Source organism: Kocuria sp. 2SI (genome assembly GCF_005502825.1).
GTDB lineage: Bacteria > Actinomycetota > Actinomycetes > Actinomycetales > Micrococcaceae > Kocuria > Kocuria palustris.
In genome coordinates, this window is sequence record NZ_SCNB01000001.1 from 60,310 (window position 1) to 86,174 (window position 25,865).

The 25,865-nt window shown below is 71.0% G+C and carries 16 protein-coding genes, 1 tRNA gene and 1 other RNA gene; 12 read left to right on the plus strand and 6 right to left on the minus strand.

Annotated elements, in window-relative coordinates; all coding sequences use genetic code 11:
- Positions 1–39 precede the first annotated feature (39 nt).
- Complete coding sequence (locus tag FFS25_RS00270; protein ID WP_137801495.1) at positions 40–1,578, minus strand: amino acid permease; 1,539 nt, start codon at positions 1,576–1,578, stop codon at positions 40–42.
- Between the two features lie 229 nt (positions 1,579–1,807).
- Between FFS25_RS00270 and FFS25_RS13320 the strand changes: the two genes are divergently transcribed.
- Both FFS25_RS13320 and FFS25_RS00285 read left to right on the plus strand, forming a co-directional pair.
- On the plus strand, positions 1,808–3,946 hold the full coding sequence (locus tag FFS25_RS13320) for a bifunctional metallophosphatase/5'-nucleotidase (protein WP_171004030.1): 2,139 nt from the start codon (positions 1,808–1,810) through the stop codon (positions 3,944–3,946).
- A gap of 114 nt (positions 3,947–4,060) precedes the next feature.
- Positions 4,061–6,799 carry an ExeM/NucH family extracellular endonuclease gene (locus FFS25_RS00285; protein ID WP_137801496.1) on the plus strand — a complete coding sequence of 913 codons (2,739 nt, stop codon included), beginning with the start codon at positions 4,061–4,063 and terminating at the stop codon, positions 6,797–6,799.
- Positions 6,800–6,912: 113 nt separating this feature from the next.
- Here the strand turns inward: FFS25_RS00285 and FFS25_RS00290 are convergent, their stop codons facing one another.
- Positions 6,913–8,997, minus strand: a complete 2,085-nt coding sequence (locus FFS25_RS00290; protein WP_249933700.1) for an FAD/NAD(P)-binding protein — start codon at positions 8,995–8,997, stop codon at positions 6,913–6,915.
- Positions 8,998–9,061: 64 nt separating this feature from the next.
- On the opposite strand from FFS25_RS00290, the gene FFS25_RS00295 reads away from it, so the two are divergent.
- The gene (locus FFS25_RS00295) at positions 9,062–11,176 is read left to right on the plus strand and encodes a prolyl oligopeptidase family serine peptidase (protein WP_137801497.1); all 2,115 of its coding nucleotides are present in this window, start codon (positions 9,062–9,064) and stop codon (positions 11,174–11,176) included.
- 138 nt (positions 11,177–11,314) lie between these two features.
- Here FFS25_RS00295 and FFS25_RS00300 read toward each other — a convergent pair whose 3' ends face one another.
- On the minus strand, positions 11,315–12,301 hold the full coding sequence (locus FFS25_RS00300; RefSeq protein ID WP_349654403.1) for a cation diffusion facilitator family transporter: 987 nt from the start codon (positions 12,299–12,301) through the stop codon (positions 11,315–11,317).
- Positions 12,302–12,468: 167 nt separating this feature from the next.
- On the opposite strand from FFS25_RS00300, the gene FFS25_RS00305 reads away from it, so the two are divergent.
- Complete coding sequence (locus FFS25_RS00305; RefSeq protein WP_058870848.1) at positions 12,469–13,629, plus strand: IS481 family transposase; 1,161 nt, start codon at positions 12,469–12,471, stop codon at positions 13,627–13,629.
- A gap of 114 nt (positions 13,630–13,743) precedes the next feature.
- Here the strand turns inward: FFS25_RS00305 and FFS25_RS00310 are convergent.
- Positions 13,744–13,828, minus strand: a tRNA-Ser gene (locus FFS25_RS00310).
- Positions 13,829–13,958: 130 nt separating this feature from the next.
- Here FFS25_RS00310 and ffs point away from each other — a divergent pair.
- The 6 genes from ffs (at position 13,959) to FFS25_RS00340 (ending at position 21,171) form a co-directional block, all read left to right on the plus strand.
- An RNA gene (gene ffs, locus FFS25_RS00315) (signal recognition particle sRNA small type) lies at positions 13,959–14,055 on the plus strand.
- 84 nt (positions 14,056–14,139) lie between these two features.
- Complete coding sequence (locus FFS25_RS13900; RefSeq protein ID WP_137801499.1) at positions 14,140–17,703, plus strand: DNA polymerase III subunit gamma and tau; 3,564 nt, start codon at positions 14,140–14,142, stop codon at positions 17,701–17,703.
- Between the two features lie 60 nt (positions 17,704–17,763).
- The gene (gene recR, locus FFS25_RS00325; RefSeq protein ID WP_006213963.1) at positions 17,764–18,360 is read left to right on the plus strand and encodes a recombination mediator RecR; all 597 of its coding nucleotides are present in this window, start codon (positions 17,764–17,766) and stop codon (positions 18,358–18,360) included.
- A gap of 81 nt (positions 18,361–18,441) precedes the next feature.
- Positions 18,442–19,734, plus strand: a complete 1,293-nt coding sequence (locus FFS25_RS00330; protein WP_137801500.1) for an aspartate kinase — start codon at positions 18,442–18,444, stop codon at positions 19,732–19,734.
- A 52-nt stretch (positions 19,735–19,786) separates the two neighbouring features.
- Positions 19,787–20,818: a 3-methyladenine DNA glycosylase gene (locus FFS25_RS00335; protein WP_137801501.1), complete on the plus strand. Its 1,032-nt coding sequence runs from the start codon at positions 19,787–19,789 to the stop codon at positions 20,816–20,818.
- Positions 20,815–21,171, plus strand: a complete 357-nt coding sequence (locus FFS25_RS00340; protein ID WP_053447961.1) for a Rieske 2Fe-2S domain-containing protein — start codon at positions 20,815–20,817, stop codon at positions 21,169–21,171. The genes FFS25_RS00335 and FFS25_RS00340 overlap by 4 nt, the downstream gene beginning before the upstream one ends.
- A 4-nt stretch (positions 21,172–21,175) precedes the next feature.
- On the opposite strand, the gene FFS25_RS00345 is transcribed toward FFS25_RS00340, so the two are convergent.
- Both FFS25_RS00345 and FFS25_RS00350 read right to left on the minus strand, forming a co-directional pair.
- Complete coding sequence (locus FFS25_RS00345) at positions 21,176–21,643, minus strand: universal stress protein (RefSeq protein WP_053447962.1); 468 nt, start codon at positions 21,641–21,643, stop codon at positions 21,176–21,178.
- 124 nt (positions 21,644–21,767) lie between these two features.
- Positions 21,768–23,177 (minus strand): CitMHS family transporter, encoded by a 1,410-nt coding sequence (locus tag FFS25_RS00350; RefSeq protein ID WP_137801502.1) that lies wholly within the window; start codon positions 23,175–23,177, stop codon positions 21,768–21,770.
- A gap of 194 nt (positions 23,178–23,371) precedes the next feature.
- Between FFS25_RS00350 and FFS25_RS00355 the strand changes: the two genes are divergently transcribed.
- Positions 23,372–25,147: a sensor histidine kinase gene (locus FFS25_RS00355; protein ID WP_249933702.1), complete on the plus strand. Its 1,776-nt coding sequence runs from the start codon at positions 23,372–23,374 to the stop codon at positions 25,145–25,147.
- A complete protein-coding gene (locus FFS25_RS00360) occupies positions 25,144–25,800 on the plus strand; it encodes a response regulator transcription factor (protein ID WP_137801503.1) in 657 nt (218 codons plus the stop codon). The genes FFS25_RS00355 and FFS25_RS00360 overlap by 4 nt, the downstream gene beginning before the upstream one ends.
- The last annotated feature ends 65 nt before the right edge of the window (positions 25,801–25,865 follow it).

Consider the following 25,865-nt stretch of genomic DNA (forward strand, 5'->3'; position numbering starts at 1 on the left):
GCAGGCGCGCTGGAGAGGGGCTGTCGTCGTCGCGGAGGATCAGCGGTCGACGCCGTCCGGGCCCTCCAGCGGGCGCGGCGCGAGCTCGTCGTCGCGCATGGCCAGCGTGCCGATCGGGACGAGATCGGTGTAGCTGTCTCGGGTCCGGGAGATCTCCATGACGCGATCGCGCACGACGAACCAGCCGATCACCAGAGCGGGCACGACCACGACGACCACCAGGCCGAGCGTCCAGCTGCCCACGGGGTAGTCGATCGCCATGAGGAAGAGCACCACGACGACGAACCCGACCACGAGCCAGTCGCCGAAGACCCCCAGCGGGCTGCGGAACGACGGGCGCTGGTACAGGCCCTGCTCGGAGAGCTTCACGAACTTCCGGTGCGACATCACGATGGTGACCCAGGCGGCCATCACGCCGACCGCGCCGATGTTCATGACGATCTCGAAGGCCTGCTCCGGCACGAAGATGTTCAGGGCCACGCCGATGAACGCCATGACGGCGGTCAGCAGGATGCCGCCGACCGGGACGCCCTGGGCGTTGAGCTTGCCGGCCAGCTTGGGCGCGGAGCCCGCCACGGACATGGAGTGCAGGATGCGACCGGTCGAGTAGATGCCGGCGTTCATGGAGGACATGGCCGCGGTGATCACCACGAGCTGCATGAGCGGGCCGGCCGCGCCGACGTTGATCGAGGAGAAGAACGTCACGAACGGGGACTCGTCGGCGGAGTACGCCGTGAACGGCAGCAGCAGGCACAGCAGCAGGACCGAGCCGCAGTAGAAGACGGCGATGCGGAAGACCACCGAGTTCACCGCGCGCGGGATCTCCTTGTGCGGGTCGGCAGCCTCCCCGGCGGTGGTGCCCACGAGCTCGATGCCCGCGTAGGCGAAGACCACGCCGCCGATCATGACCGCAGCCGGCACGACACCGCTGGGGAAGAGGCCGCCGTTCTCGGCGATGAGGGAGAACCCGACGGGCGCCCCGGTCGGCGTGCCGAAGAGCACGAAGAAGATGCCCACCACGAGGAAGAGCAGGATGGCGCCGACCTTGATCAGCGAGAACCAGAACTCCATCTCGCCGAAGACCTTCACGGAGACCAGGTTCAGGGACACGACCAGGATCACGACTGCGAATGCGATGGCCCACTGCGGGATCGCAGCGATCCACTCCAGCGGCATGTAGCGGCTGAACCAGCGGAAGTAGAGGGCCAGGGCGGTGGCGTCGGCCACGGCTGTGAAGGACCAGAACAACCAGTAGAGCCAGCCGGAGGCGTAGGCGGCCTTCTCGCCGTAGAACTCGCGGGCGTAGGAGACGAAGGAGCCCGAGGACGGGCGGTGCAGGACCAGCTCGCCCAGGGAGCGCAGCATGAGGTACCCGAAGAACCCGCACAGCGCGTAGAGGAGGAACAGCGACGGGCCGGCCGTGGCCAGGCGACCACCTGCACCCAGGAACAGACCCGTGCCGATGGCCGAGCCGATCGCGATCATCTGGACCTGGCGACCGCTGAGGGACTTGTGGAAGCCCTCCTGCTCGTGGGCGTAGGCGTCCTGCGGGGCAGGATCGGTGGTGGGGTGTGACATGTGCACCTTCTCAAGGTGAGGAGCAGTGATGCCTCGTCCTCGGGGCATTGTTGAACAAACCGAGACAGTACTCGCTCCGAGACCCATCTGTGACATGAGCCACGAACCTGACTTCACAATATGCACTGAGCGGTAACTCAGGGTTCACCCAGGAATGATCGTCTGGCCTGGTCAGGTGCTCCGGCCGCTCCAGCAGCGGGGCACATCCTCGGCCTCGCAAGGATCCTGCATGTCTGCCCTGAAGCCCTCCCGCACCTCGTCGCTGTCCGCCGCCGTCGTCGCAGGCGTCGTGGTCACCTCCTCGTTCGTCGTCCCGGCCCAGGCCGTGGAGCCCGCCCCCGACGCCGCTAGCGCCACCGCCACCACCGACCTGCTGTACTTCAACGACTTCCACGGCCGTCTGGACGAGGACCCCGTGGGCTTCGCCGGAGCCATCGAGTCGCAGCGCGGGCCCGAGGACCTCCTGCTCTCGGGCGGGGACAACATCGGCGCCTCGCAGTACACGTCGGCCGCTCAGGACGACAACCCCACGCTGGACATGCTCAACGCGCTCGAGCTGGACGCCTCCGCCGTGGGCAACCACGAGTTCGATCAGGGCCGCGACGACCTCACCGAGCGCGTGGTCGACCGGGCCGAGTTCCCCTACCTGGCCGCCAACGTGCGGGTGGGCTCTGAGACCGGCCCGCTGCTCATGGAGGGCGAGGGCCACGACGGAAATGGCGCCTACGAGCTGTTCGAGCGCGACGGAGTGAGCTTCGCCGTGATCGGTGCGGTCACCCAGGCCACGCCGTCCAAGCTGGCCCCGTCGGCCACGGAGGGCCTGGTCTTCACCGACCCGGTCGCCGAGGTCAACGCGGTGGCCGAGGACCTGGCCGCCTCGGGCGAGGCCGACGTCATCATCGCCGCCTACCACGACGGCTCCGCGAGCCAGACCCAGGCCGAATCGGACCGCTTCTGGACCGAGACCTCCGAGGAGGTCGACGTGATCTTCGGCGGCGACACCCACGCCGAGTACACCGTGAGCGAGGACGTGGACGGCGACGGCACCCATGACCGCGCCTACATGCAGACCGGCTCCTACATGGCGAACCTGGGCAAGGTCGAGGTCACCTACGACGCCAAGGCCGATGACGTCGACCTGGTCCCCACCCTGACCTCCTACGACGAGTTCATCGCGGGCCAGACCCCCGAGCAGCTCGTGGCCTCCTCGCCACGCACCGCCGAGGTGGACCGCATCGTCGACGAGGCCACCGCCACAGCGGAGCAGATCGGCTCCACGCCTGCCGGGCAGATCACCGGCGACCTCACCACCGCCTTCACCGGCAGCACCCGCGACGACCGCCAGAACGAGTCGGCGCTGGGCAATGAGGTGGCCGAGGGCTTCCGCTCCGAGCTGGCGGAGTCCCACGGCGTGGACATCGGCGTGATCAACCCGGGCGGGCTGCGCAACGAGCTGTACTACGTCGACGACCCGGAGGAGATCATCGACGGCGATGCCGACGGCGTGGTCACTGAGGCCGAGATCAACAACGTCCTGCCCTTCGCCAACAACCTCAACACGGTCGAGCTGACCGGCGCCCAGTTCGAGAAGGCGCTCGAGCAGCAGTGGCAGCCGGAGGGCTCCTCGCGGGCGTTCCTGCACCTGGGGCTGTCGGACAACGTCCAGTACACGATGGACGAGTCCCGCCCCGCAGGTGATCGCATCACCTCGATCACGATCGACGGCCAGCCGCTCGACCCGGCCGCCACCTACACCGTCGGCTCGGTCTCCTTCCTGCTCGAGGGCGGCGACGGCTTCACGGCCTTCACCGAGGGCGGGGCCAGCACCGACACAGGTCGCATCGACCGCGAGGCCTTCCAGGACTACCTCGGCTCCTTCGACGCTCCTCTGGAGCCCGCGTTCGACCGCCGAGCGGTCAACGTCACCGGCTCCACGACCGAGGGCGGCACCACGACCCTCGAGCTCTCCGAGCTGAACATGACCTCGCTGGGAGCGGTGGCCAACGAGACCGTCGAGATCCGGAAGGGCTCGCCGGAGGGCGAGGTCGTGGCCTCCGCCGAGGTCACGGGCGAGCCCGCGAAGGACGCCTCCGGTCAGGTGGGCGGTGCCGCGAGCCTCGAGGTCCAGGTCGCCGATCTGGAGGGCGGGCCCGCCTACCTGGTCGTCTCCCCCGCCGGCACCACTATGCAGCTGCCCGCCGAGCTCTTCGTCGCCGGCGACCCGGAGCCCACACCGGAGCCCACCGATCGCCCGACGTTCGGGCACGGCCGCGATCTGGCCGATCAGCGCAAGGCCGACCGCGGGCGCCCCTCCGGCGATCTGCGCGAGTGGGTGCTCGAGCAGCGCGAGCGCCGCTCGAGTCGCTGAGCCGCAGCCGCCTGCCCAGCTCATCTCCCGGGGCCCGTCGGGAACCCCTCCCGACGGGCCCCTCACCTCTTCGTCCTCATCCCCCTGCCCCCATCCTCCGAAGGGAAACCAGAAATGACTGCCCAGAAGACCCCCCAGCATCGCACCGGGCGCCTGCGCTCGGCCGCTCTTCCCCTGGCCGCCCTGCTGGCCATCCCCGCCGGGCTCAGCACGCTGGCGCCGGTGAGCGCCTCACCGGCCGGCGACGAGGTCGTCATCAACGAGGCCTATCTCAGCGGCGGCTCGGCCAACGCGGTCTACTCGCACAAGTTCGTGGAGCTCTACAACCCGACTGATGCGCCCGTGAGCCTGGACGGCTGGTCGCTGCAGTACCGCTCCGCGACCGGAACAGCGGGGACGTCGAACACCGTGCGCCTGTCCGGGACCATCCAGCCCGGCGAGCACTTCCTGGTCAGCGGAGCCTCCAACGGCACCAACGGGGCAGCGCTGCCCGCGGCCGATGTGGAGGCCGGCGGCAGCCTGAACCCGTCGGGCACCCGCGGCACCCTGGTGCTCTCCAACGGCTCCCAGCCCCTGAGCCTGCCCACCGGCTCCGTCGTGGAGGGCACGGCGGGCGCGGAGTCGGTCGTGGACCTGCTGGGCTACGGCGACTCCAACACCTTCGAGACCGCCGGGGCCACCAGCCCGTCGTCGAACTCCGACCCGCGCTCCCTGAACCGCACCGACGCGGTGGACACCGACGACAACTCCGCCGACTTCTCGCTGTCGACGCAGGTCACCCCGGCCTCAGGCGACGGCTCCGAGACGCCGGATCCGGAGCCGATTCCCGATCCCGAGCCGGGACCGGCCCAGGAGCTGTCGATCGCCGAGATCCAGGGAGAGGGCGAGACCACTCCGTACCAGGACCAGCAGGTCTCCACCCGCGGCGTGGTCACCGCCGTCTACGCGACCGGCGGGCTGAACGGCTATCAGATCCAGACCGAGGGAACAGGCGGCGATCTGGGCGAGGACCACGGCGCCTCGCACGGAATCTTCGTCTACGCCCCCGAGGCCCTCGACGCGGCCCAGCTCGGCGATCACGTGGAGGTCACCGGGACGGCCAACGAGTTCTACGGCCAGACCCAGATCTCCGTTCCGGCCGATGGCATCGAGGTGCTCACCGCCCCAGCCGAGGCCGTCAAGCCGGCAGAGACTGCTTGGCCCGCCGACGAGGCCTCCCGCGAGCAGCTCGAAGGCATGCTGCTGCAGCCCAGCGGGGAGTTCACCGTCTCGGACAACTACAGCCTGAACTCCTACGGCGAGATCGGGCTGGCCTCCGGCGAGGGCCCGCTGCGCACACCGACCGACGTGGCCCCGCACGGCTCCGCCGAGGCCGCCGCGGTCGAGGCCGACAATGCCGCCCGCGGCGTCCTGCTCGACGACGGCTCGACGTGGAATTACACGAATCTGGAGCGCTACGGCGATCAGCCGCTGCCCTACCTCGCCCTGGAGAATCCGGTGCGCACGGGCTCGACCGTCAGCTTCGATCAGCCGGTCGTGCTGGGCTACGGCCACGATGCCTGGCGCTTCCAGCCGCTCGAGCAGGTCACGGGAGACACCCCCGAAGCCGTGCCCGCCGTGTTCGAGAACGACCGGTCGGAGCATGCCGCCCCGGCCTCCGTGGGCGGCGACTACACGCTGGGCACGTTCAACGTGCTCAACTACTTCACCTCTCTGGGCGAGGACGAGCCCGGCTGCGAGGCCTACACGGACCGCGCGGGCGATCCCACGACCGCCGACTACTGCGATGTGCGCGGGGCCTACGACCAGGACTCGTTCGCCCAGCAGCAGGACAAGATCGTCGCGGCGATCAACGGCCTGGACTCCTCGGTGGTCTCGCTCGAGGAGATCGAGAACTCCGCCGCCTTCGGCAAGGACCGCGATCAGGCCCTGTCCGCCCTGGTGGATGCCCTGAACGCGGATGCCGGCACGCAGAAGTGGGACTACGTCCCCTCCCCCGCCGAGGTCCCTGCCGCAGAGGACGTCATCCGCACCGGGTTCATCTACCAGCCGGGCGAGGTCGAGACCGTGGGCGAGTCCGTGATCCACGTCGACGAGGCGAACTTCGACAACGCCCGAGAGCCGCTGGCCCAGGAGTTCCGCCCCGTGGGCGGCACCGAGGCCGATGACTTCGTCGTCGTCGTGAACCACTTCAAGTCCAAGGGCGGCTCCGGCTCCGGTGACAACGCCGACACCGGGCAGGGCTCCTGGAACGGCGACCGCACCCGCCAGGCCGAGTCCATGCAGGGCTTCGCCGAGTCCTTCTCCGAGAAGGCCGATACCGAGCGCACGTTCCTCGTGGGCGACTTCAACTCCTACACCCACGAGGACCCCATGCTCGGGCTCTACGAGGACGGGTACGTGAACCTGGCTCCGGAGGGCCAGCACAGCTACTCGTTCGACGGGCAGGCCGGCTCGCTGGACCACGTCCTCGCCTCCCCGGCTGCCGCCGAGGCCGTGACGGGGTCGGACATCTGGGAGATCAACGCGAACGAGTCCGTGGGCATGGAGTACTCGCGGGCGAACTACAACGTGGTGGATCTCTACGCTCCGGATCAGTTCCGCGCCTCGGACCACAACCCGGCCCTGGTGGGGATCGCACTGAGCGGGTCGGAGGAGCCGTCGCCCGAGCCCACTGATCCGACGGACCCGACCGATCCTTCGCCGGAGCCCAGCCCTCAACCCACCGATCAGCCGACCTTCGGGCACGGCCGCGATCTGGCCGAGGAGCGCAAGTCCGAGCGCGGCCGCCCGTCCGGCGATCTGCGCGAGTGGGTCCAGCAGCAGCGGGACCGCTCCACCTCGACCCGCTGATCCGCCCCGCCACTTCTCTCGCGCCTGCGTGCGCGGATGCGTCGCCACCCCGCGAACGGCGCATCCGGTCACGCAGGCGCGGAATCGTGCGCGAGTGGGCTGACGAGGGAGGCTCAGTCCAGGATCTGCTGGGCGGCGCGGTCGGCGTCGGCCAGGGTGCGGGCACCCAGTTCGGCCGGGGCATCGGCCTCGGCGGCGATCGCGGTGCCCCACTGCACCGAGGTCAGCTGCAGCCCCAGCACCCACACGCCCTCCTGGACCCGGTCATCCGTACCGATCGTGCGGTAGGGGATCTCCGAGACGTCCAGGCCCGCACCGGGCATCCGCACGGCGCCGTCGCGGGTGTCCATGGGCTTGGAGCGCACCAGCCCTGCGTCGTGCATGGACTGCAGCAGCGGCGAGATGTTGCGTCGGACCTCGTTGGGCGGGGACATCGCCTCGAGCATGATGCCCGCCCGGTACGGCTCGGCGGCCACCCACGGGGAGCTGGCCTCGAAGCAGCCGCGCTCGTCGTCCACCCGGAACACCGGATCGGGCCCCAGGAAGCGCACCACATCGGCCCGGGCCAGCGCCGCCAGCTGACGGATCCGCAGAGCGGGCGGCCCCGAGCTCAGCCCCTCGACCAGCGGCGCGAACGTGCGCAGGAGCTCGTCGTGCCAGGAGGCATCGCTCAGCCCCACCTCGGCGATGATCTGCTTGAGCAGGGTGCGCGACCAGTTCAGCGACGAGAAGGCCATCTTGGCCGGGTCGTCCTCACCCTGGGCTGAGCCTGCGCCATCGCGGTCCAGCAGATGCACGACGGCGGCCGCATACTCCTCGTGCGAGCCGAAGTCCTCCCCGCGGAAGGGCTTGGCCGACCGCACAGGGTCGAAGCGCTCGGGAGCCGGCACCGCGCTCTGCACGAGGCGCTCGAGGCGCACCTCCCACGGCAGCCCCTCGGCGGTGTCCTCGGCCAGGCGCTCCTGCGAGTCCTCGGCCCACTCGCGCTCGGCACCCCTGCGGGCGGCCGGTGCGGTGCGCGCGGGCCCGGAGGGGGCGTCGTCGTCGGGAACCCCCAGCGCCCGGTCGAGCTCGACCAGGAAGTCCTCGGCGGGCATGCCCAGGCGATCGGCGTGCACGCGCGCGTACGTGCGGTAGTAGGTGCGGTGGGCATCCCGCAGCACCAGCGGCAGCAGGACGCGCTCGAAGGACAGCGGGCCCTGGCCCCTGAGCTGCTCGATCGTCTCCTGGGTCAGGAAGCGGTGCTCCAGGCTGCGGGCGTAGTAGGAGCCGATCTCCGGCTTGGCGCGGTACGGCGTCCCGCGGCGCGAGCCCGCCACCACGAAGGGCTCCTGGCCGGAGGGCCGGTAGACCAGCCGGTCGGTGCCGTCGTCGGCGGGCTCGAACACGCCGCCGCGGCCCTCGGTGACCTCGGCCAGGACGTCGTGGAAGTTCAGGCCCATGCCGCGCACGAGCACGGTCTCACCCGGCGGCAGCGTGTCCCAGTGGCCGTCGGCCGGGACGACCGGCGGGCGGTAGTCCAGCCCGTTCTGGGCAGCGCCGTCCACGAGCTCCTTCTGCCCCCGGCTCAGGTGCGCGTCCAGGTGGCCCAGGGCGAGCACCACATGATCGGCCAGCAGCTCCTGCTGACCGCCGATCTCCACGGCGTAGCGGTGCCGACCGGTCTCGACCCTGCGCGCGGCCACGGCTTCTTCGCGGTGCACGCGCAGCTCGAGCGTGGTCGGCGCGTTCTCGACGACGGTGCGGAAGACCCACTCCAGGTAGGCGCCGTACAGCCGCCGCTGCGGGAAGTCCGCAGCCCCCAGCTGCTGCAGCGCCTCCCGGTTCTGCTCGTCCAGCTCCACCGCCAGGCCCCGCTCGACGATTGCCCGACGCCAGCCGTCGAAGCTCATCCCGCGCAGCGGCTCCAGCGGCGGCACCTCCAGGGCGCCGTCGGCCGCGATCACGGTGGGGAACAGCGACGGGGTGTTCATCAGGAACCGCGGCGACTGCCGTGTGCGCCACACGTGGCCCGCCCCCGGAGGGAACGGGTCCACGACGTCGACCTTCACCCGCCGCCCCGTGGCCGCCGCATGCGCCACGACCCGCTCGAGCGCCGAGAGCCCGCGCGGCCCGCAGCCCACGATGACCACACGGGGCACGGGGCGGGAGCGGGGCTCGTCGTCAGGGGTCTCGGTGGGGTGCATCGGTGGGGTCATGGTCCCAGGATAGGAACTGCAGACCCTGCCTGAGGCCCCGGAGCCGGGCCCTAGGGTGGGGACCATGACCGAGACCCCTGCCGAAGACCCTGTCGATGACCTCCTGTGGCTCGAGGAGATCCATGGCGAGCCCGCTCTCGAGTGGGTGCGCGAGCAGAACGAGCGCAGCGAATCCCTGCTGCTGACCCCGCAGCTCGAGCGCCTCGAGGCCGCCGCGCTCGAGGTCATGGACTCCGATGACCGCATCCCCATGGTCTCCAAGCACGGCGAGCACTACTACGGCTTCTGGCGCGATGCCGAGCACCCGCGCGGGCTGTTCCGCCGCACGACCTGGGAGTCATGGCTCAGCGACGACCCGCAGTGGGACGTGGTCCTGGACCTGGACGTGCTGGCCGAGGCCGAGGGCGTCCCCTGGGTCTGGGGCGGTGTGCGGCTGCTGCGCCCCCAGCACACCGAGGGCCAGTGGCGACGCATGCTGATCGTCCTGTCCCCGGACGGCGGCGACGCCCGCCGCTACCGCGAGTTCGATCTGCTCTCGCGCAGGTTCGTCCCCACCGACGAGGGCGGCTTCGACCTTCCGGCGGCCAAGACCTCGGTCTCCTGGCTCGACGCGGACACGCTCTATGTGGGCACGGACACCGGCCCGGGCTCGACCACGACGTCGTCCTATCCGGCCCAGGTGCGCCGGCTGTCGCGCGGGCAATCGCTGGAGGAGGCGCCGATCGTGTTCTCGGTGCCCGCCGATCACGTCCAGGCGTGGGTGGGCCGCGATCACACGGAGGGCTTCGAGCGCACCGTGGCCGTGGATGCGATCGACTTCTTCCGCTCGAGGACCTATCTGCTGGATGAGGCTCGCGGCGGTGAGCCGGTGCTGATCGACGTCCCCGAGACCGTCGAGGCCGACCCGCACCGGCAGTGGCTGCTGCTGCGGCCGCAGGAGACCTGGGGCGACTACGCGCCCGGCACCCTGCTGGTGGCCGAGCTCGAGAGCTTCCTGGCCGGCGACCGCTCCCTGACGGTCGTCTTCGCCCCGGATGAGCACACGAGTCTGCAGGGCTGGTCGTGGACCGCCTCGCACCTGGTGCTGCAGCTGCTCTCGGACGTCTCCTCCGAGATCCGCGTGATCGAGCCCGGCACCTGGCGCTCCGAGCCCATGCAGGGAACCGGCGAGCACCGCTCCACGGCGGTGTGGGCCGTCGACGACGAGGACCCCGTGGCCGGCGACGACGTCTGGGTCTCCACGAGCGGCTTCCTGACCCCCACGACGATCCTGCGCGGCACCCTGGAGCAGTCGCTGCCGCGCCCGCTCAAGCAGGCGCCGTCGTTCTTCGACGCCTCCGGGCTGAGCGTCGAGCAGCACTGGGCCGTCTCCGACGACGGAACCCGCATCCCGTACTACCAGGTGGGCCCCTCGGACCTGCCGCTGGACGGCCGCAATCCCACGCTGCTGTCCGGCTACGGCGGCTTCGAGGTCTCGCGCACCCCCGGCTACTCCGGGGTGATCGGGCGGTCGTGGCTCACCCGGAAGGTCGAGGCCTCAGGCGCGGGCGGGGCCGCACCCGGCCGCACGGGCGTCTACGTCATCGCGAACATCCGCGGCGGCGGCGAGTACGGACCCTCATGGCACCGGGCTGCCCTGCAGTCGCAGCGCCACCGCGCCTACGAGGACTTCGCAGCTGTGGCCCGCGATCTGCACGAGCGCGGCGTGAGCTCCCCGTCCACGCTGGCATGCGCCGGCGGCTCGAACGGCGGGCTGCTGGTGGGCAACATGCTCACCGCGTATCCGGAGCTCTTCGCGGGCATCTCGTGCGGCGTGCCGCTGCTGGACATGCGCCGCTACACGAGGCTGTCGGCGGGGACGTCGTGGATCGCGGAGTACGGCGATCCGGAGGACCCGGAGCAGTGGCGGTGGCTGCGCACGTTCTCCCCGTACCACCTGGTCGAATCGGGGCGGCAGTACCCGCCGGTGCTGTTCTGGACCGCCACGAGCGACGATCGCGTGGGGCCCGTGCAGGCGCGCAAGATGGCCGAGCGGATGCTGCGGCAGGGCCACGAGCGGGTCTGGTTCCACGAGACCCTCGAGGGCGGGCACGCCGGTGCAGGCGACAACCGCCAAGCCGCCCGCTCGCACGCGCTGTCCTACGACTTCATGTGGCGAGCGGTGACCGCCACCCTCTGACCCTCCCCTCACCCCCGCCGAGTGGATCCCCAGTTGCGATATTGGGCCCTATAGCGCAACTGGGGATCCACTCGGCGGGGGTGAGGGGGCACACGGGGAACCGGCCGGTCTGGGGCGAGGATCGGGTCCTCGACCGGCTCAGGACTCGTTGCGGTACCACTCAGGAAGCGGCTCGAGGCCCAGACGGGTCTGGTCTCCGGGCCGGGTGAGGGTCAGCAGCGCGCGCTGCACCACAGGCTCCTGCTCGAGCAGATCTTCGACGGCCTGGACCCGGGCGCGCAGCTCGGACTCCCGGACATCGCCGGTCACGTCCACGGAGGCCACGACGAACAGCCTGTCGGCACCGACCCACTCGGTGTGCAGCAAGCTCACGGACTCGATGTCGGGGTGCTCGAGGAGGATCGAGAGCAGGCGGTTGCGCCCGCGCGGGCTGCCGCCCTCGCCGGTGAGCAGCTGGACATTGCGCCGGATCAGCACGACCGCCACGACCCCCAGCAGCACGCCGACCAGGATGGAGCCCAGGGCATCCCACATCGCGTTTCCGGTGATCTGATGCATGACCATCCCGCCTGCTGCGATCAGCAGGCCGACGAGCGCGGCCGAGTCCTCGGCGAACACCGCACGCAGCATCGAGTCCGAGGTGGTGCGGATGTAGCGCAGCGGGCTGACGCGGCGGGCATGGGAGCCGGAACGGGCCTGGCGCAGCGCCTGCAGGAACGACGTCCCCTCGAGCACGAATGACACGACGAGCACCAGATAGGCCCAGCCGTAGCCGCCGTCCTCGCCCTCGCCGCCCAAGGACTGGATGCCGTGCCAGATCGAGACCCCGGAGCCCACGGCGAACAGGCCGATCGCAGCGAACATCGCCCAGACGTACCCGGCACGGCCGTAGCCCAGCGGGTGGGAGGCATCCGGGGCCCGACGCGAGCGCCGCTCGCCCACCAGCAGGAAAATCTCATTGCCCGTGTCGGCCCAGGAGTGGGCAGCCTCCGCGACCATCGAGGCCGATCCGCTCAGCGCGGCGATGCTCGTTGTCGGAAGGCCAGATGAGGTCCGCGTCGACGAAAAAACGACCCCCGTGTCGCCACGGGGGTCGTCCTGCCGCCTCTGACGAGGCTGATGCAGCGGAGACGGGGGTGTCCTGCGTCACGACATCGTTGACGCCCCTGACCACCACGTTTCCGCATGAGCGTTGACCGATGAGTCCCGACACCGTTGACAGATCCCCACCACTGATCGTTGACCGGTGAGTCGCGACATCCTTGACACCCTGGCCCCGGTGACGATGCCGGATGAGCACCCAGCGCAACATCGTCATCGCCCGCTCCGTGATCGACCAGGGCCTCACTACCACCCAGGCCGCCGAGAAGTTCGGGATCTCTCGCCAATGGGTCCACGTCCTGGTCACCCGCTACCGCGCCGGCGGCAGCCAGGCGATGCACCCGGGCTCGAAAGCACCCCGCAGATCCCCGCAGCGCATCCCTCCACCACTGCGCGAACGCATCATCACCCTGCGCACAGAACTCACCGCCCAAGGCGCTGACGCGGGCCCGGAGACCATCGCCTGGCACTTGCACCAAGAAGGACTGCGCGTGCCCTCGACCTCCACGATCCGTCGCATCCTCCACGCCGAGGCCCTGATTCAGCCCGCCCCGCGCAAACGCCCGAAATCGTCCTACCTGCGCTTCGAAGCCGACCTGCCCAACGAGTGCTGGCAAGCCGACATCACCCACACCTTCCTGACCACCGGCACCCGCATCGACATCCTCGACGTGCTCGATGACCATTCCCGGATGCTGCTGCACATCCAGGCAGCCGCCTCGTTCTCCGGGCCCATGGTCGTGGAAGCCATGAACGCCCTGATCAGCCGCTACGGGCCACCGGCCTCGACCCTGACCGACAACGGCCTGGTCTTCACCTCCCGGCTGGCCAGGTACCCAGGAGGCCGCAACGGATTCGAGAAGCTGCTCGATGCCCACCGCATCCAGCAGAAGAACGGGGCACCAGGCCACCCGCAGACCCAGGGCAAGATCGAGCGCTTCCACCAGACCCTCAAACGCTGGCTGGCCGCCCGCCCGACACCAGCCGATCTCCCCGAGCTGCAGGGCCTGCTGGATCAGTTCCAGCACTGGTACAACACCGCTCGCCCCCACCGAGCCCGCGGCCGCCAGACACCAGCGGCCGCCTATGCCGCGCTGCCCAAAGCCTCACCAGAGACCGATCGAGACAGCGAGTGGCGCACCCGCACCGACAAGGTTGACAAGAACGGGAAGATCTCCCTGCGCTACGCCGGGACGATGCGCCACCTCGGAGTCGGACGCAGACACATCGGCCTGGCCGTGCTGCTGCTGATCCACGACCGTGACGTGACCGTCTCGGACGCGGCCACAGGCGAAGTCATCGCCTGCCACCACATCGACCCCGCCCGCGACTACCAGGCCCCGCTTCGCTGAACCCACGCCCCGACCGGAACACCCCCACGGCCTCGACGGAGAAAACGAACCCATACGAAAAAAGCCTGAGCCGCGACATCGTCTGTCAACGATGTCGCGACTCAGGACACTCGGCGGAGGATGGGGGATTTGAACCCCCGAGGGCGTTAACCCAACACGCGTTCCAGGCGTGCGCCATAGGCCGCTAGGCGAATCCTCCTCGGCTGCACGGTCGCACCGCAGGGCGCGAACATGCAGGGACCATCCTAGACCATGCGCACCCGACGGCGGAAATCCTCGGGATGGGAGGCAGGGTTTCACAGCGCCCGCACCGGTCCGATATACTCTTCGACAGCCCCTCGTGCGGCGTCATCTTGAGGAACTCCCCCAGGGCCGGAAGGCAGCAAGGGCACTTGAGCTCTGACGGGTGCACGGGGGGTCTTCTCATGCCCGGATCGCACCCGGAACTCAGCCATCCACCGCACCGACTCCGCCGCTCAGGACGTCGGAGCCCGTCGCTACAGTGTCCGTGTGACGACCGCCCTGTACCGCCGCTACCGCCCTGAGACGTTCGAGGACGTCATCGGTCAGTCCCATGTGACCGAGCCGCTGATGACCGCGCTGCGCAAGAACAAGGTGAACCACGCCTACCTGTTCTCCGGTCCGAGAGGCTGCGGCAAGACCACCTCGGCGCGCATCCTGGCGCGCTGTCTCAACTGCGCTCAGGGCCCCACGCCCACGCCCTGCGGGCAGTGCGAGTCCTGCCGCGATCTGGCCCGCGACGGCGCCGGCTCCCTGGACGTCATCGAGATGGACGCCGCCTCCCACGGCGGCGTGGACGACGCCCGCCAGCTGCGCGAGCGCGCCACGTTCGCCCCGGTCCGGGACCGGTACAAGATCTTCATCATCGACGAGGCCCACATGGTCACGCGCGACGGCTTCAACGCGCTGCTGAAGATCGTCGAGGAGCCGCCGGAGCACATCAAGTTCATCTTCGCCACCACGGAGCCGAACAAGGTCCTGCCGACCATCCGCTCCCGCACGCACCACTACCCGTTCCGCCTGGTCCCGCCCGAGCCGCTCATGGACTACCTCAGCGCCCTGTGCGAGCAGGAGGGCGTGGGCGTGGAGCCCGGCGTGCAGGCCATGGTGGTCCGCGCCGGTGGCGGCTCCGTTCGCGACTCCCTTTCCGTGCTGGATCAGCTCATGGCCGGCACCGACCAGGATCAGATCAGCTACGACCTGGCCAGCTCGCTGCTCGGCTACACCCATGGGGCCCTTCTCGACGACGTCGTCGACGCCTTTGCCTCCGGCGACGCCGCCACGGTGTTCCGAGCCGTCGACCGCGTGATCCAGACAGGGCAGGATCCGCGGCGGTTCGTCGAGGATCTGCTCGAGCGCTTCCGCGACCTTGTGATCGTGGACGCCGTGCCGGAGAACGCGGGCAACATCCTCCACGGGACCCCGGAGGACCAGATCGCCCGCCTGCGCAATCAGGCGCATCAGATGGGCGCCTCGGAGCTCTCGCGCTGCGCGGACATCACCAACGAGGCGCTGACCGAGATGGTGGGGGCCACCTCCCCGCAGCTGCACCTGGAGCTGCTGTGCGCCCGGCTGCTGCTGCCCTCGGCGGAGAACACCACCCGCGGAGTCGGCGTGCGCGTGGATCGCCTCGAGCGACGCCTGAACATCGGGCGCACGGGCGCTCCCACCGGGCCCCTGGTGGATGTGCCGCAGGAGCAGGCCTCCTCCGGCGCCCCGCAGCAGGCACCGGCTCCTCAGCCCGAGCCGTCCCGGCCTGTCCAGCCCGCTGCCGAGGACACCGACGCGCACAGCGGCTCCACCCCCGCAGGGGAGCATGACACTCCCTCCGAGGCTCCTGCTCAGACCCAGCCCGAGGCGCAGCAATCGGATCCGCTCGCTGCGGCCGAAGGCGGCTTCGGGAAGTTCCGCGGTCGACAGTCGGAGACTCGCGGCGAGTCGTCCGGATCCTCGGGGAACTCTGCGCCCGCGCAGGATGGCCCCCAGTCGGTGTCGCAGCTGTCAGGGTCTCAGCAGTCGGGGCCACGGCGCGCCGAGGCGCAGCCACAGGCTCCCCAGCAGCCTGCCGGCGCCCCGGATCAGACGCCCCAGCGTCCGCCGCACGCGGATGAGTCCGCCTCCCGCGGCCCCGCCAGCGGCGGCGAGATCGACATGATCCGCAGCTCCTGGACCGAGATCATCTCGGCCCTGGCGGAGATCCATCGCGTCTCGTGGATGACCACCATGCGCGGAACCCCCATCGCCTTCGACGGCTCCGTCCTGCAGCTGATGTTCGACGCCGAGGGCGACCGCAAGAACTTCCCGCGCTTCGAGCCGAACCTGGTCCAGGCGATCCAGCAGGTCATCGGCGTGACCTGCCGCGTGGAGGCCGTCGGTCCCGGAGGGGGGACCCGGCACGACTCCGGCGGACCTCGAGGCGCAGCTCCGCAGGGGTCCGGCTCGAGCGGGCCGGGCGGCGGCGGCCCCAGCACTGCCGGTCCGGGCGGATCCGCCCCCGGCGCTCCGGGCTCCGCCGGGCCCCGCGGCGCAGGACCCGGCGGCCCGAGCTCGAACGGGCCCGGTGGTCCGGGCCGCCCGAGCGCGAACGCACAGACCGAATCCGGGCAGCAGGGTCCCGAGCAGCGCGGCTCGGGACGCCGCGCTCCAGCACAGCACGACGGCGAGCCGCAGAGCAGACCCAGCGATGACCGGGAGGAAGCGCAGCATGACGGGGGCCGGGCGACCGGCCCTCGGCCGTTCCCCGCCCAGGGTCAGCGACCGCCCCAGCGCGAGCAGCCGTCTCAGCGCGCTGAACCCCGACGGCAGCCCGGCAGCCTGACCCCGCAGGACGAGGCCCCTCAGGGGGAGGCCGAGCAGTCGGCCCCTCAGCAGGACGACTCCGCCGAGGTGACGACCTGGGCTGTGGCGGCGATCCCCACCTCGGATCCGGTGGAGGCCGCCCCTGCCGGACCCGATGCCCCCGCCCAGGGCACCGAGCCCGAGGTTCCCGAGGCCCCGGCAGATCCGGCTCCCACGGGAGCTGCCCCGACACCGGCCGCACCGCAGGAGAGCACCCGCCAGGACTCGGCCTCTGAGGCGTCGCAGGAGGCGGCCTCAGCCCCGCCGTCGGCGCAGTCCCCGGAGCAGACTCGGCCGGAGCCCGAGAGCGCACCGCTGTCCACGCAGGACGCCCGCGCCGCGTGGGCGGAATCCGTCGAACCGTCCTCGCCCTCGCAGGACCCCCAGGAGCCGTCAGCCTCCCAGCCGCCGCCAGCGGCCCGGGAGCAGGCAGAGCCGCGCGAACAGGCCCCTCCCCACCAGCCGGCCGAGAACCGGGACCAGGCTGCACCCCGGCGGCGGCCACAGAGGTCGGCTCAGCGTCGGCGCGGCGAGGACCCGTCGCCGGATCCGATCGTGCCCGCCAGTCCGTACGATGACATCCCCTGGCCGGATGAGGCTCCCCCCGAGGAGGAGCCGCCCTTCGAGGACCCCGGCTACCGCGGGGCACCCTCGCGCGCGGCGGCCGGCTCCGGCGCGGGGCACGGCGCGGACACGGATCCGCAGGACACCTCCGGCGGCCCGGCAGCGCAGACGCTTCCACCGCCCGTCGAGCCGGGCGAGCCGACCTCCCAGCAGGCCTCCGCCCACCCCGGGTCCTTCCGCACGCCGGCACAGACCCCGGGCCACTCCGCAGAGCCCGTCTCGGAGCAGCCGGCCCAGGAGGATGCCCCGCCGGAGCAGTGGCGCCCCTCTGCAGGAGCACGCTCGGCGTCCGCTCCCTCGGGCACCGCAGCGGGCGGAGCCGCAGCGCCTTCATCGGGATCGGCAGCGCCCGCTGCGCCGCGCAAGCAGAGCTTCCGGGAGCGCCACGCGGCACATTTCGCCGCCGCTGAGCGCAGCGCCGAGCCGAGCCGGGCTGCGTCGTCGGCCCCGGACCTAGACTCGGAGGCGACGTTCTCGCCCAGCGAGGACGACGAGGCCGTGGAGAACACGGACCAGAGCACGCGGGCGCTGATCGAGCGCATCCTCGGCGGGCGGCTGCTGGAGGAGATCCCGCATCAGAGCGGCATCTGAGCTTCCGTCGTCCCTCCTGGAGCGCACCCGCCCCATCGAAACCGTCGAAATGAGTGATCCGTGTACGAAGGCGCAGTCCAGGACCTGATCGATGAGCTCGGTCGCCTGCCCGGCGTGGGCCCCAAGTCCGCCCAGCGCATCGCCTTCTTCCTGCTCGATGCCGAGCGCTCGGACGTCCAGTCGCTGGCCGATGCCCTGATCGCGGTCAAGGAGCGGGTCCAGCACTGCGAGACCTGCGGCAACGTCTCCGAGCAGGAGCAGTGCAGCATCTGCCGCGATCCGCGTCGCGACCGCACCGTCATCTGCGTGGTCGAGGAGTCCAAGGACGTCATGGCCATCGAGCGCACCCGCGCGTTCCGCGGGCTGTACCACGTGCTCGGCGGCTCCATCAATCCGATCGGCGGCGTCGGCCCTGATCAGCTGCGGATCCGCGAGCTCATGACCCGGCTCTCGGACGAGACCGTCCAGGAGATCGTCCTGGCCACCGACCCGAACCTCGAGGGCGAGGCCACCGCCACCTACCTGGCGCGCATGCTGCGGACCCTGGGCATCACGGTGACCCGCCTGGCCTCGGGGCTGCCCGTGGGCGGAGACCTGGAGTACGCGGACGAGGTCACGCTGGGCCGGGCGTTCGAGGGCCGTACCGCGGTCAGCTGAGCTGGCCGATAGACTGGGACGAATGCCGCCGAGGAGCCTCGGCAGACAAGCAGCCAGAACCAGCCGGGGGTGCCAGAACATATGAGCCTGATCGTGCAGAAGTTCGGCGGATCGTCGGTCGCAGACGCGGCCAGCATCCGTCGAGTGGCACGTCGCGTGGTGGAGACCCGGGATGCCGGCAACGACGTCGTCGTGGTGGTCTCCGCCATGGGCGACACCACCGACGAGCTGATCGACCTGGCCAACGAGGTGGCGCCCAAGCCGCCCGCCCGTGAGATGGACATGCTCCTGACCTCCGGCGAGCGGATCTCCATGTCCTTGCTGGCCATGGCGGTGAGCGCCTACGGCGCACCGGCCCAGTCCTTCACGGGCTCGCAGGCCGGCATGATCACGGACGGCGACCACGGGGCGGCCTCGCTCGTGGAGGTCAATCCCGAGCGCATCCGCGAGTCCCTGGACCAGGGCAACATCGCGATCGTCGCCGGCTTCCAGGGCGTGCACCGGGCCACCAAGGACATCACCACGCTGGGCCGCGGCGGCTCGGACACCACGGCAGTCGCCCTTGCCGCGGCACTGGAGGCAGACGTCTGCGAGATCTACTCGGACGTGGACGGCGTCTTCACGGCGGATCCGCGCATCGCGCCCAAGGCCCACAAGCTCGAGGAGATCTCCTCGGAGGAGATGCTGGAGATGGCCGCCAACGGCGCCAAGATCCTGCACCTGCGCTGCGTCGAGTACGCACGCCGCTTCGGCGTGAAGCTGCACGTCCGCTCATCCTTCACCCACCACGAGGGCACCTGGGTCATCCCCAGCCCCGATGACACGACCGTCTCTGTGCACACCCAGGAGATCCCCTTGGAACAGCCGCTGATCGCAGGAATCGCCCACGACCGCACCCAGGCCAAGATCACCGTCGTCGGCGTCCCCGACCGCCCCGGGATCGCCTCCGGCATCTTCCGGCTCCTGGCCGACGCCAAGGTCAACGTGGACATGATCGTGCAGAACGTCTCGGTCTCGGACGAGAAGACCACGGACCTGTCCGTGACGATCCCGGAGACCCAGGGCGATCTGGCCATGTCCATGCTGCGCGCGGCCGAGGAGAAGATCGGCTACGCGAGCCTCGAGTATAACGACCAGGTCGGCAAGCTCTCCCTGGTCGGCGCGGGCATGAAGTCCAACCCGGGAGTGTCCTTCACGTTCTTCGACGCCCTGGCCGAGCACGACATCAACATCGACATGATCTCCACCTCTGAGGTGCGGATCTCCGTGGTGACCGCCGCCGACCGCCTGGACGAGGCCGTGCGCGCCGTCCACTCGGCCTTCGGCCTGGACTCCCAGCAGGACGCCGCCGTCTACGGCGGCACCGGGCGCTGAGCCCAGCATCTGCGCAGTGACCGCGACGGGCCCTCGCACCCCGGGGACCAGAATGCCCGCTGATGCCCGTGGCCGGCTGCTGGGCGCCGTGGAGGTGCTCGAGCCACAGCAGTGGCACGCCCGACAGGCCGCTCACCTGCAGCGGGTCAGCCCCTGGACGGAGCCTTTCCGGGAGCGCCGCAGCCAGCAGCTCAAGCACCCGGTGGACGACTTCCTGTTCACCTACTACTCGCACTCCCCCGGCCGCCTGGAGCGCTGGCATCCTGGCCCGGGCGTCGTGCTGCTGGACGCCGCGGAGATGGCCGAGCAGCGCTACTGGCGCACCGTGACCGCGACGGAGGCCGAGGCCCTCGGCCTGAGCGCCGACGACGGGCCTGCGACCGTCGACGTCGCCGCATTCCTGGAATCGCGTGGACGCGCGGTCGAGTTCGTGGACATGCTCGTGCGGCGCACGGCCTCGAGAGCCGGGCAGTTCGGGTGCTTCGGGATGCATGAATGGGCCATGGCCTACAACGCCCGCGTGCACGGAGTGCGCCACGAGCAGCTGCCGCTGCGACTTGGCGCGGAGGGCACCGACGCCGTGGTGCAGGCCGAACGGCTGCGGTGCACCCACATCGACGCCTTCCGCTTCTTCGTCCCGGAGGCCGCCCCGCTCAACGAGATGCAGCCCACCCGCGAGACCCAGCGGGACCTGGAGCAGCCCGGCTGCCTGCACGCGACCATGGACCTCTACAAGTGGGCGTACAAGCTGGCCCCAGCGGTGGCCTCCGAGCTGATCGCCGACTGCTTCGAGCTCGCGCTGGAGGTCCGTGCCACGGACATGGAGGCCTCCCCGTATGACCTCTCGGAATGGGGCTACGGCGTGGTCGCCGTGGAGACCCCGGAGGGCAAGGCGGAGTACGTGCGCCGTCAGCGCTCCTTCGCCCAGCGCGCGGCCCCGCTGCGGGAGCGCCTCCTGGAGACCACCTCCTGGCTGCTGGCGGCACGCGAGCACATGCCGGCTCCGCAGGCGCAGGGGCCCAGGACGCACCGCGCCGACGCACCCGGCGGCCCCGGGCCCGCCGCCCCAGGAGAGCTCGCATGACCACGATCCGCCTGCTCGAGGCCTCCGCCGTGGCCCGGCCCGGGGACTTCGTGACCCTGCGCGCCGGCGGCGCAGCGCTGCTCGTGGCGCGCGACGATCAGGGGCTGCACGTCCTGCACAACATCTGCCCGCACCAGGGCGCGACCGTCTGCCGCGCCGCCTCGGGCCGGGCCGAGAGCTTCGAGTGCCCCAATCACTACTGGGTCTTCTCCCCCGACGGCACGTTCGAGGGATCCCGCCTGGCCCTGGCTCTCGGGCGGCAGGCCCCTCCGGATCCGGCCAAGGACCTGCGGCGGGTGCCGCACCAGCTGGTCGAGGGCTGGATCGAGATCGAGGACCCCTCCGGAGGCTGAGCGCTCAGCGCAGCGTCAGCACCGGGCAGGATGCCTCGAGCAGGATGCGCTGGGCGCTCGAGCCTAGGAAGAGCTTCATCAGCGGCGAGCGGCGCCGCACCGCCAGCACGATCAGCGCGGCGGCGTGGTCCTCAGCGAGCTCGAGCACCTGATCGGCCACGCCGTCGCCGGCGCGCTGGATCTCGAACTCGATCCCAGCCTCCAGGATCGGGCGGGAGAGCTCCTTGATGCGCTGGATCATCTCCGGCTCGGCAGTCGGCCCCGCCGTCATGTCGTGGGCGTAGTGCACCACTCGCAGCGCGGCCCCCAGATGCTGCGCGGCATCGATGCCCGCCTGCAGGACCGCCGGGGAGGAGTCCGACCGGTGAGCCAGCACGACCGTGCGCTCGGCCCGGTCGATGCCCTCGGAGGAGGACACTCTCAGCGAGGGCTGCGGCGCATCCGGTGCGCTGCGTGAGTAGAGATCTGCCATGGTCCTGCTCCTGTTCGTGCGATGTGTCTGAAGGGCCTGCGAGGACGCTGCGTCCGAGACCCGCACGGGATCGGGCGCAGCATGGGACTCGGGCCGAGCGGCGGCCCCGGAGCCCTGCTGCGGCTCAGCCGAAGGCGATGACGCCCACGAGGATGCCCACCGCGAGCATCGCCAGCGAGACGCACAGAGCCCGCCACAGCACCTTCTTGTGGTGATCGCCCAGCTCCACGCCTGCCAGGGAGACCAGCAGCAGGATGGCCGGGACGAGCGGGGACTGCAGGTGGACGGGCTGGCCCGTGATGGAGGCCCGCGCCATGTCGGCCGAGGAGATGCCGTAGTGCGAGGCGGTCTCGGTGAGCACCGGGAGGATGCCGTAGTAGAAGGCGTCGTTGCTCATGAAGAACGTCATGGGGATCGACAGCACTCCCGTGATGCCCGCCAGGTACGGCCCCCAGGAGGCGGGGATGACGTCCACGAGCCACTGCGCCATGTCATCGACCATGCCGGTGCCGCTCATGACGCCGGTCAGCACGCCGGCGGCCATGACCATGGCGACCACGGTGATGACCGACGACGCATGCGAGGCCAGCTCCTCGTGCTGCTCGCGCACCGTGCGGAAGTTGACCATCAGGGCCACGACGGTGCCGAGCATGAACAGGTAGGCCAGGGGCAGGATGTCGATCACCAGCAGGACCATGATCACGACGGTCAGCGCCAGGTTGAACCACAGCAGGTGCGGACGCAGCGTGGGGCGGTTCGGGTCCAGGGCGGTCTCCGCCAGCGACGTGCCGGTCGAGCTCTCCTGGGGCTCCTCGCTCGTCTGGTTGATGACGAGGGCGCGGGTGGCCGGACCGCCCGTCGACCCGGTCGAGGCGGCGGCGACCGAGCCGCCGGCCCCGCGGGCCCACTGCACGCCGGCGGCGGTGAGGCGGCGCCGCTCGGAGAGCCCCATGAACCAGGCGAAGCCCAGCGCCAGCAGCAGGCCGACGATCAGCGACGGGACCATGGGCGCGAAGATCTCGTTGGGGTCCAGCTGCAGCGCCGAGGCCGCACGGGCGGTCGGCCCGCCCCACGGCACGATGTTCAGCGTGCCGTTGATCAGGCCGGCCACACAGGTCAGCACCACCGGCGACATCTCGAGCCGGCGGTAGATCGGCAGCATGGCAGCGGTCACCACGATGAACGTCGTGGAGCCGTCGCCGTCCAGGGAGACCGCGCCGGTGAGCAGGGCCGTGCCCATGACCACGCGCAGCGGGTCATGGCCGGCCAGCCGCAGGATGACGTCCACGAGCCGGTCGAACAGGCCCACGTCGATCATGATGCCGAAGTAGATGATGGCGAACAGCAGCAGCGCCGCCGTGGAGGACATCGAGGCGATGGCCTCCATGACCATGTCGCCGATGCCCAGGCCCGCTCCGGCGAAGAGGCCGAAGATCGTGGGGACCAGGATCAGCGCCAGGATGGGCGAGAGCTTCTTGGTCATGATCAGCGTCATGAAGACGACGATCATGGCGAAGCCGAGGATGACGGTCACCGGGGCTCCTCCTTCTGCTGGCGTGCTGCGCAGCGCTCGGTGCGGCCCGACCCAGTGGGGTCGGATGTGATGCTCGTTGCACCGTAGGGATCGCCGCGGCGACCTGGCGCGGTTGTGCGCACAGACCGCGTTCTTCTCATTGCCCGCCTTCTGCGCATTGTGCTCGCAGGTGTGCTGCGCACTACGCTGGGCCCATGCCGCGACAGCCCCGATCCTTCGCGCGACGGGTGCTCGTCTCGCAGCTGGGCGTGATCGTGCTGGTCCTGGCACTGTCCGCGACCACCTCGGCCTGGCTGGGATCGCGCGCCGTGGCCCAGACCAATGCCACGCATGCGCTGTCCACAGCGCGCACCCTGGCCGAGGACCCCCAGCTGCGCCAGGAGGTCACGGAGGCCTCCGCCCAGGACCGTCTGGACGTCGAGGTGCTGCGCGAGGGCCCCGTGCAGGCCCAGGCCGAGCAGGTGCGCCGCCGCGCCCAGGTCGAGTTCGTGGTGGTCGCCGACAGCCACGGAACCCGCCTCTCCCATCCGGACCCCGCCGAGATCGGCCAGCACCTGTCCACCTCCCCCGATCGCGCGCTGGCCGGCGCGGAGGACGTGTACCAGCAGACGGGCACGCTCGGCTCCACGGTGCGCGCCAAGGTGCCGGTCTACTCGAGCGAGGACGACGGCAGCGTGGTCGGCCTGGTCTCCGTGGGGATCAGCTCCTCGGTGCAGGGCGCCGACATCCGCCGCGAGATCCTCGCGGTGGGACTCGTGGCCGCTGCGGCCCTGGGCATCGGCGCTGCGGTCTCCCTGGCGCTGGTGCGGCGGCTCGAGCGGGCGACCCTGGGCGTGGGCCCCGAGGAGCTCGCGGACATGGCCCGCCACCAGGAGGCCGTGCTCCAGGGGCTCGACGACGGCGTGCTCGGCTTCTCGCCCTCCGGGGCCGTGACGCTGTCCAATGCGCGCGCTCGCAGCATGCTCGGGTGGGCGGAGCAGGACGGGCCGGTCCCCGAGCCGATCGCCCGGGGCGCGCATCGGGCCATCGACGCCGCCCATGCCGGGGACCTGAACCCCGTGCGCGGGCGGCACCGCGTGGGCGATCGCATCCTGCTGATCACCACGGTGCCCGTGCGCCGCGGAGCGGTGGAGATGGGGGCCGTGGTCACGCTGCAGGACGAGACGCAGATCCTCACCATGGGCCGGCAGCTGGAGTCGGTCACGGCCATGGCCCAGGCGCTGCGGACCCAGCGCCACGAGTTCGCCAATCGCCTGCACACCGTGCTGGGGCTGGTGGGCACGGGGGCCGGCGAGGAGGCCGGCGACTACCTGCGCCGCATCCTGCGCTCCGGGCCGATCGCCGCCCCGGTCGAGGGCATCGAGGCCCTCGAGGACCCCTATCTGCGAGCGCTGCTGGAGGCCAAGGGGACGCTCAGCGCGGAGGCCGGCGTCCTGCTGCGGGTCTCGCCGGAGTCGCTCGTGCTCAGCCCGCTGGCCGAGCCGGAGGATGTCACGATGATCCTGGGCAACCTCATCGACAACGCCGTGCGGGCGGTGGTGGACGCTCCGCGCTCCACGACCGCCGCCGAGGACCTCCCCGAGCAGCTGCAGGGCATCGTCGAGGTCCACCTGCTCAGCGCGGGTCAGGACCTCCACGCGACCGTCGCCGACTCGGGCCCGGGGCTGGACGCGGCGGCGGACACCGGCATCCTGTTCGCCGAAGGGGTCACCGGCCGCCCGGGGGCACAGGAACCCGCCCCCGCAGACCCCGGGGCCGGAGCCCAGGGGCCGGACGAGGCCCACGGCCACGGCATCGGCCTGGCCCTGTGCCGCCGGGCTGCCCGGCGCCGCGGTGGGGAGCTGTGGGTCGCCGCCGCCCGCGACGCGGAGCTCGGCGGAGCCGCCTTCGGGCTGCTGCTGCCGGGCGTGCTGCGTCCGTCGGCGGGCGAGTCCGAGAGCCGATCGACCAGCACAGGAGAGCAGCCATGATCGATGTCCTGGTCCTCGATGACGACGTCTACGTCGGGCGGCTGCACTGCCGGTACGTGGAGCAGACCCCCGGGTTCCGCGCGCTCGAGCCGGTGCGCGATCTGCGCAGCGCCCGGAAGGTGCTCGCCGCCGGCGGCGTGGACCTGCTGCTGGCGGACGAGGTCCTGCCCGACGGCACCGGGACCCAGCTGATCCGGGAGACCTCGGTGGATGCCGCCCTGCTCACCGCGGTGACGGATGCCCAGGTGGTCCGCGCGGCGCTGTCGGCGGGCGCCCTGACCTGCCTGTTCAAGCCGTTCGATCCCGAGCAGCTCACGAGCCTGCTGCGCCGCTACGCCCGTCTGCGCCGGGTGTGGGAGCAGGAGCGCCTCTCGCAGGCCGGGCTGGACCGGGCCCTGCGCGGGTTCTACGACGCCGGGGGCGCGGGCGCCTCCCCGGAGAGCCGGGTCGGGGGCACGTCCGCCCGCATCCTGGAGGCGCTGCAGCGCGCCCAGGGGCCCCTGCCCGCCGTGCAGGTGGGCGAGGCGATCGGGGTTTCCCGGGCCACGGCTCAGCGCCACCTGGTCAGGCTGGCCGAGCAGGACATGGTCACGGTGTCGCTGCGCTACGGCAGCGCGGGGCGCCCCGAGCACCTCTACGCCGCCCCCGCCTGAGCCGAGAGGCGCCGGTCGCCGCCGTGCGTCCCGCCCGCGCAGCGCGGATAGACTCGGAGGCGTTC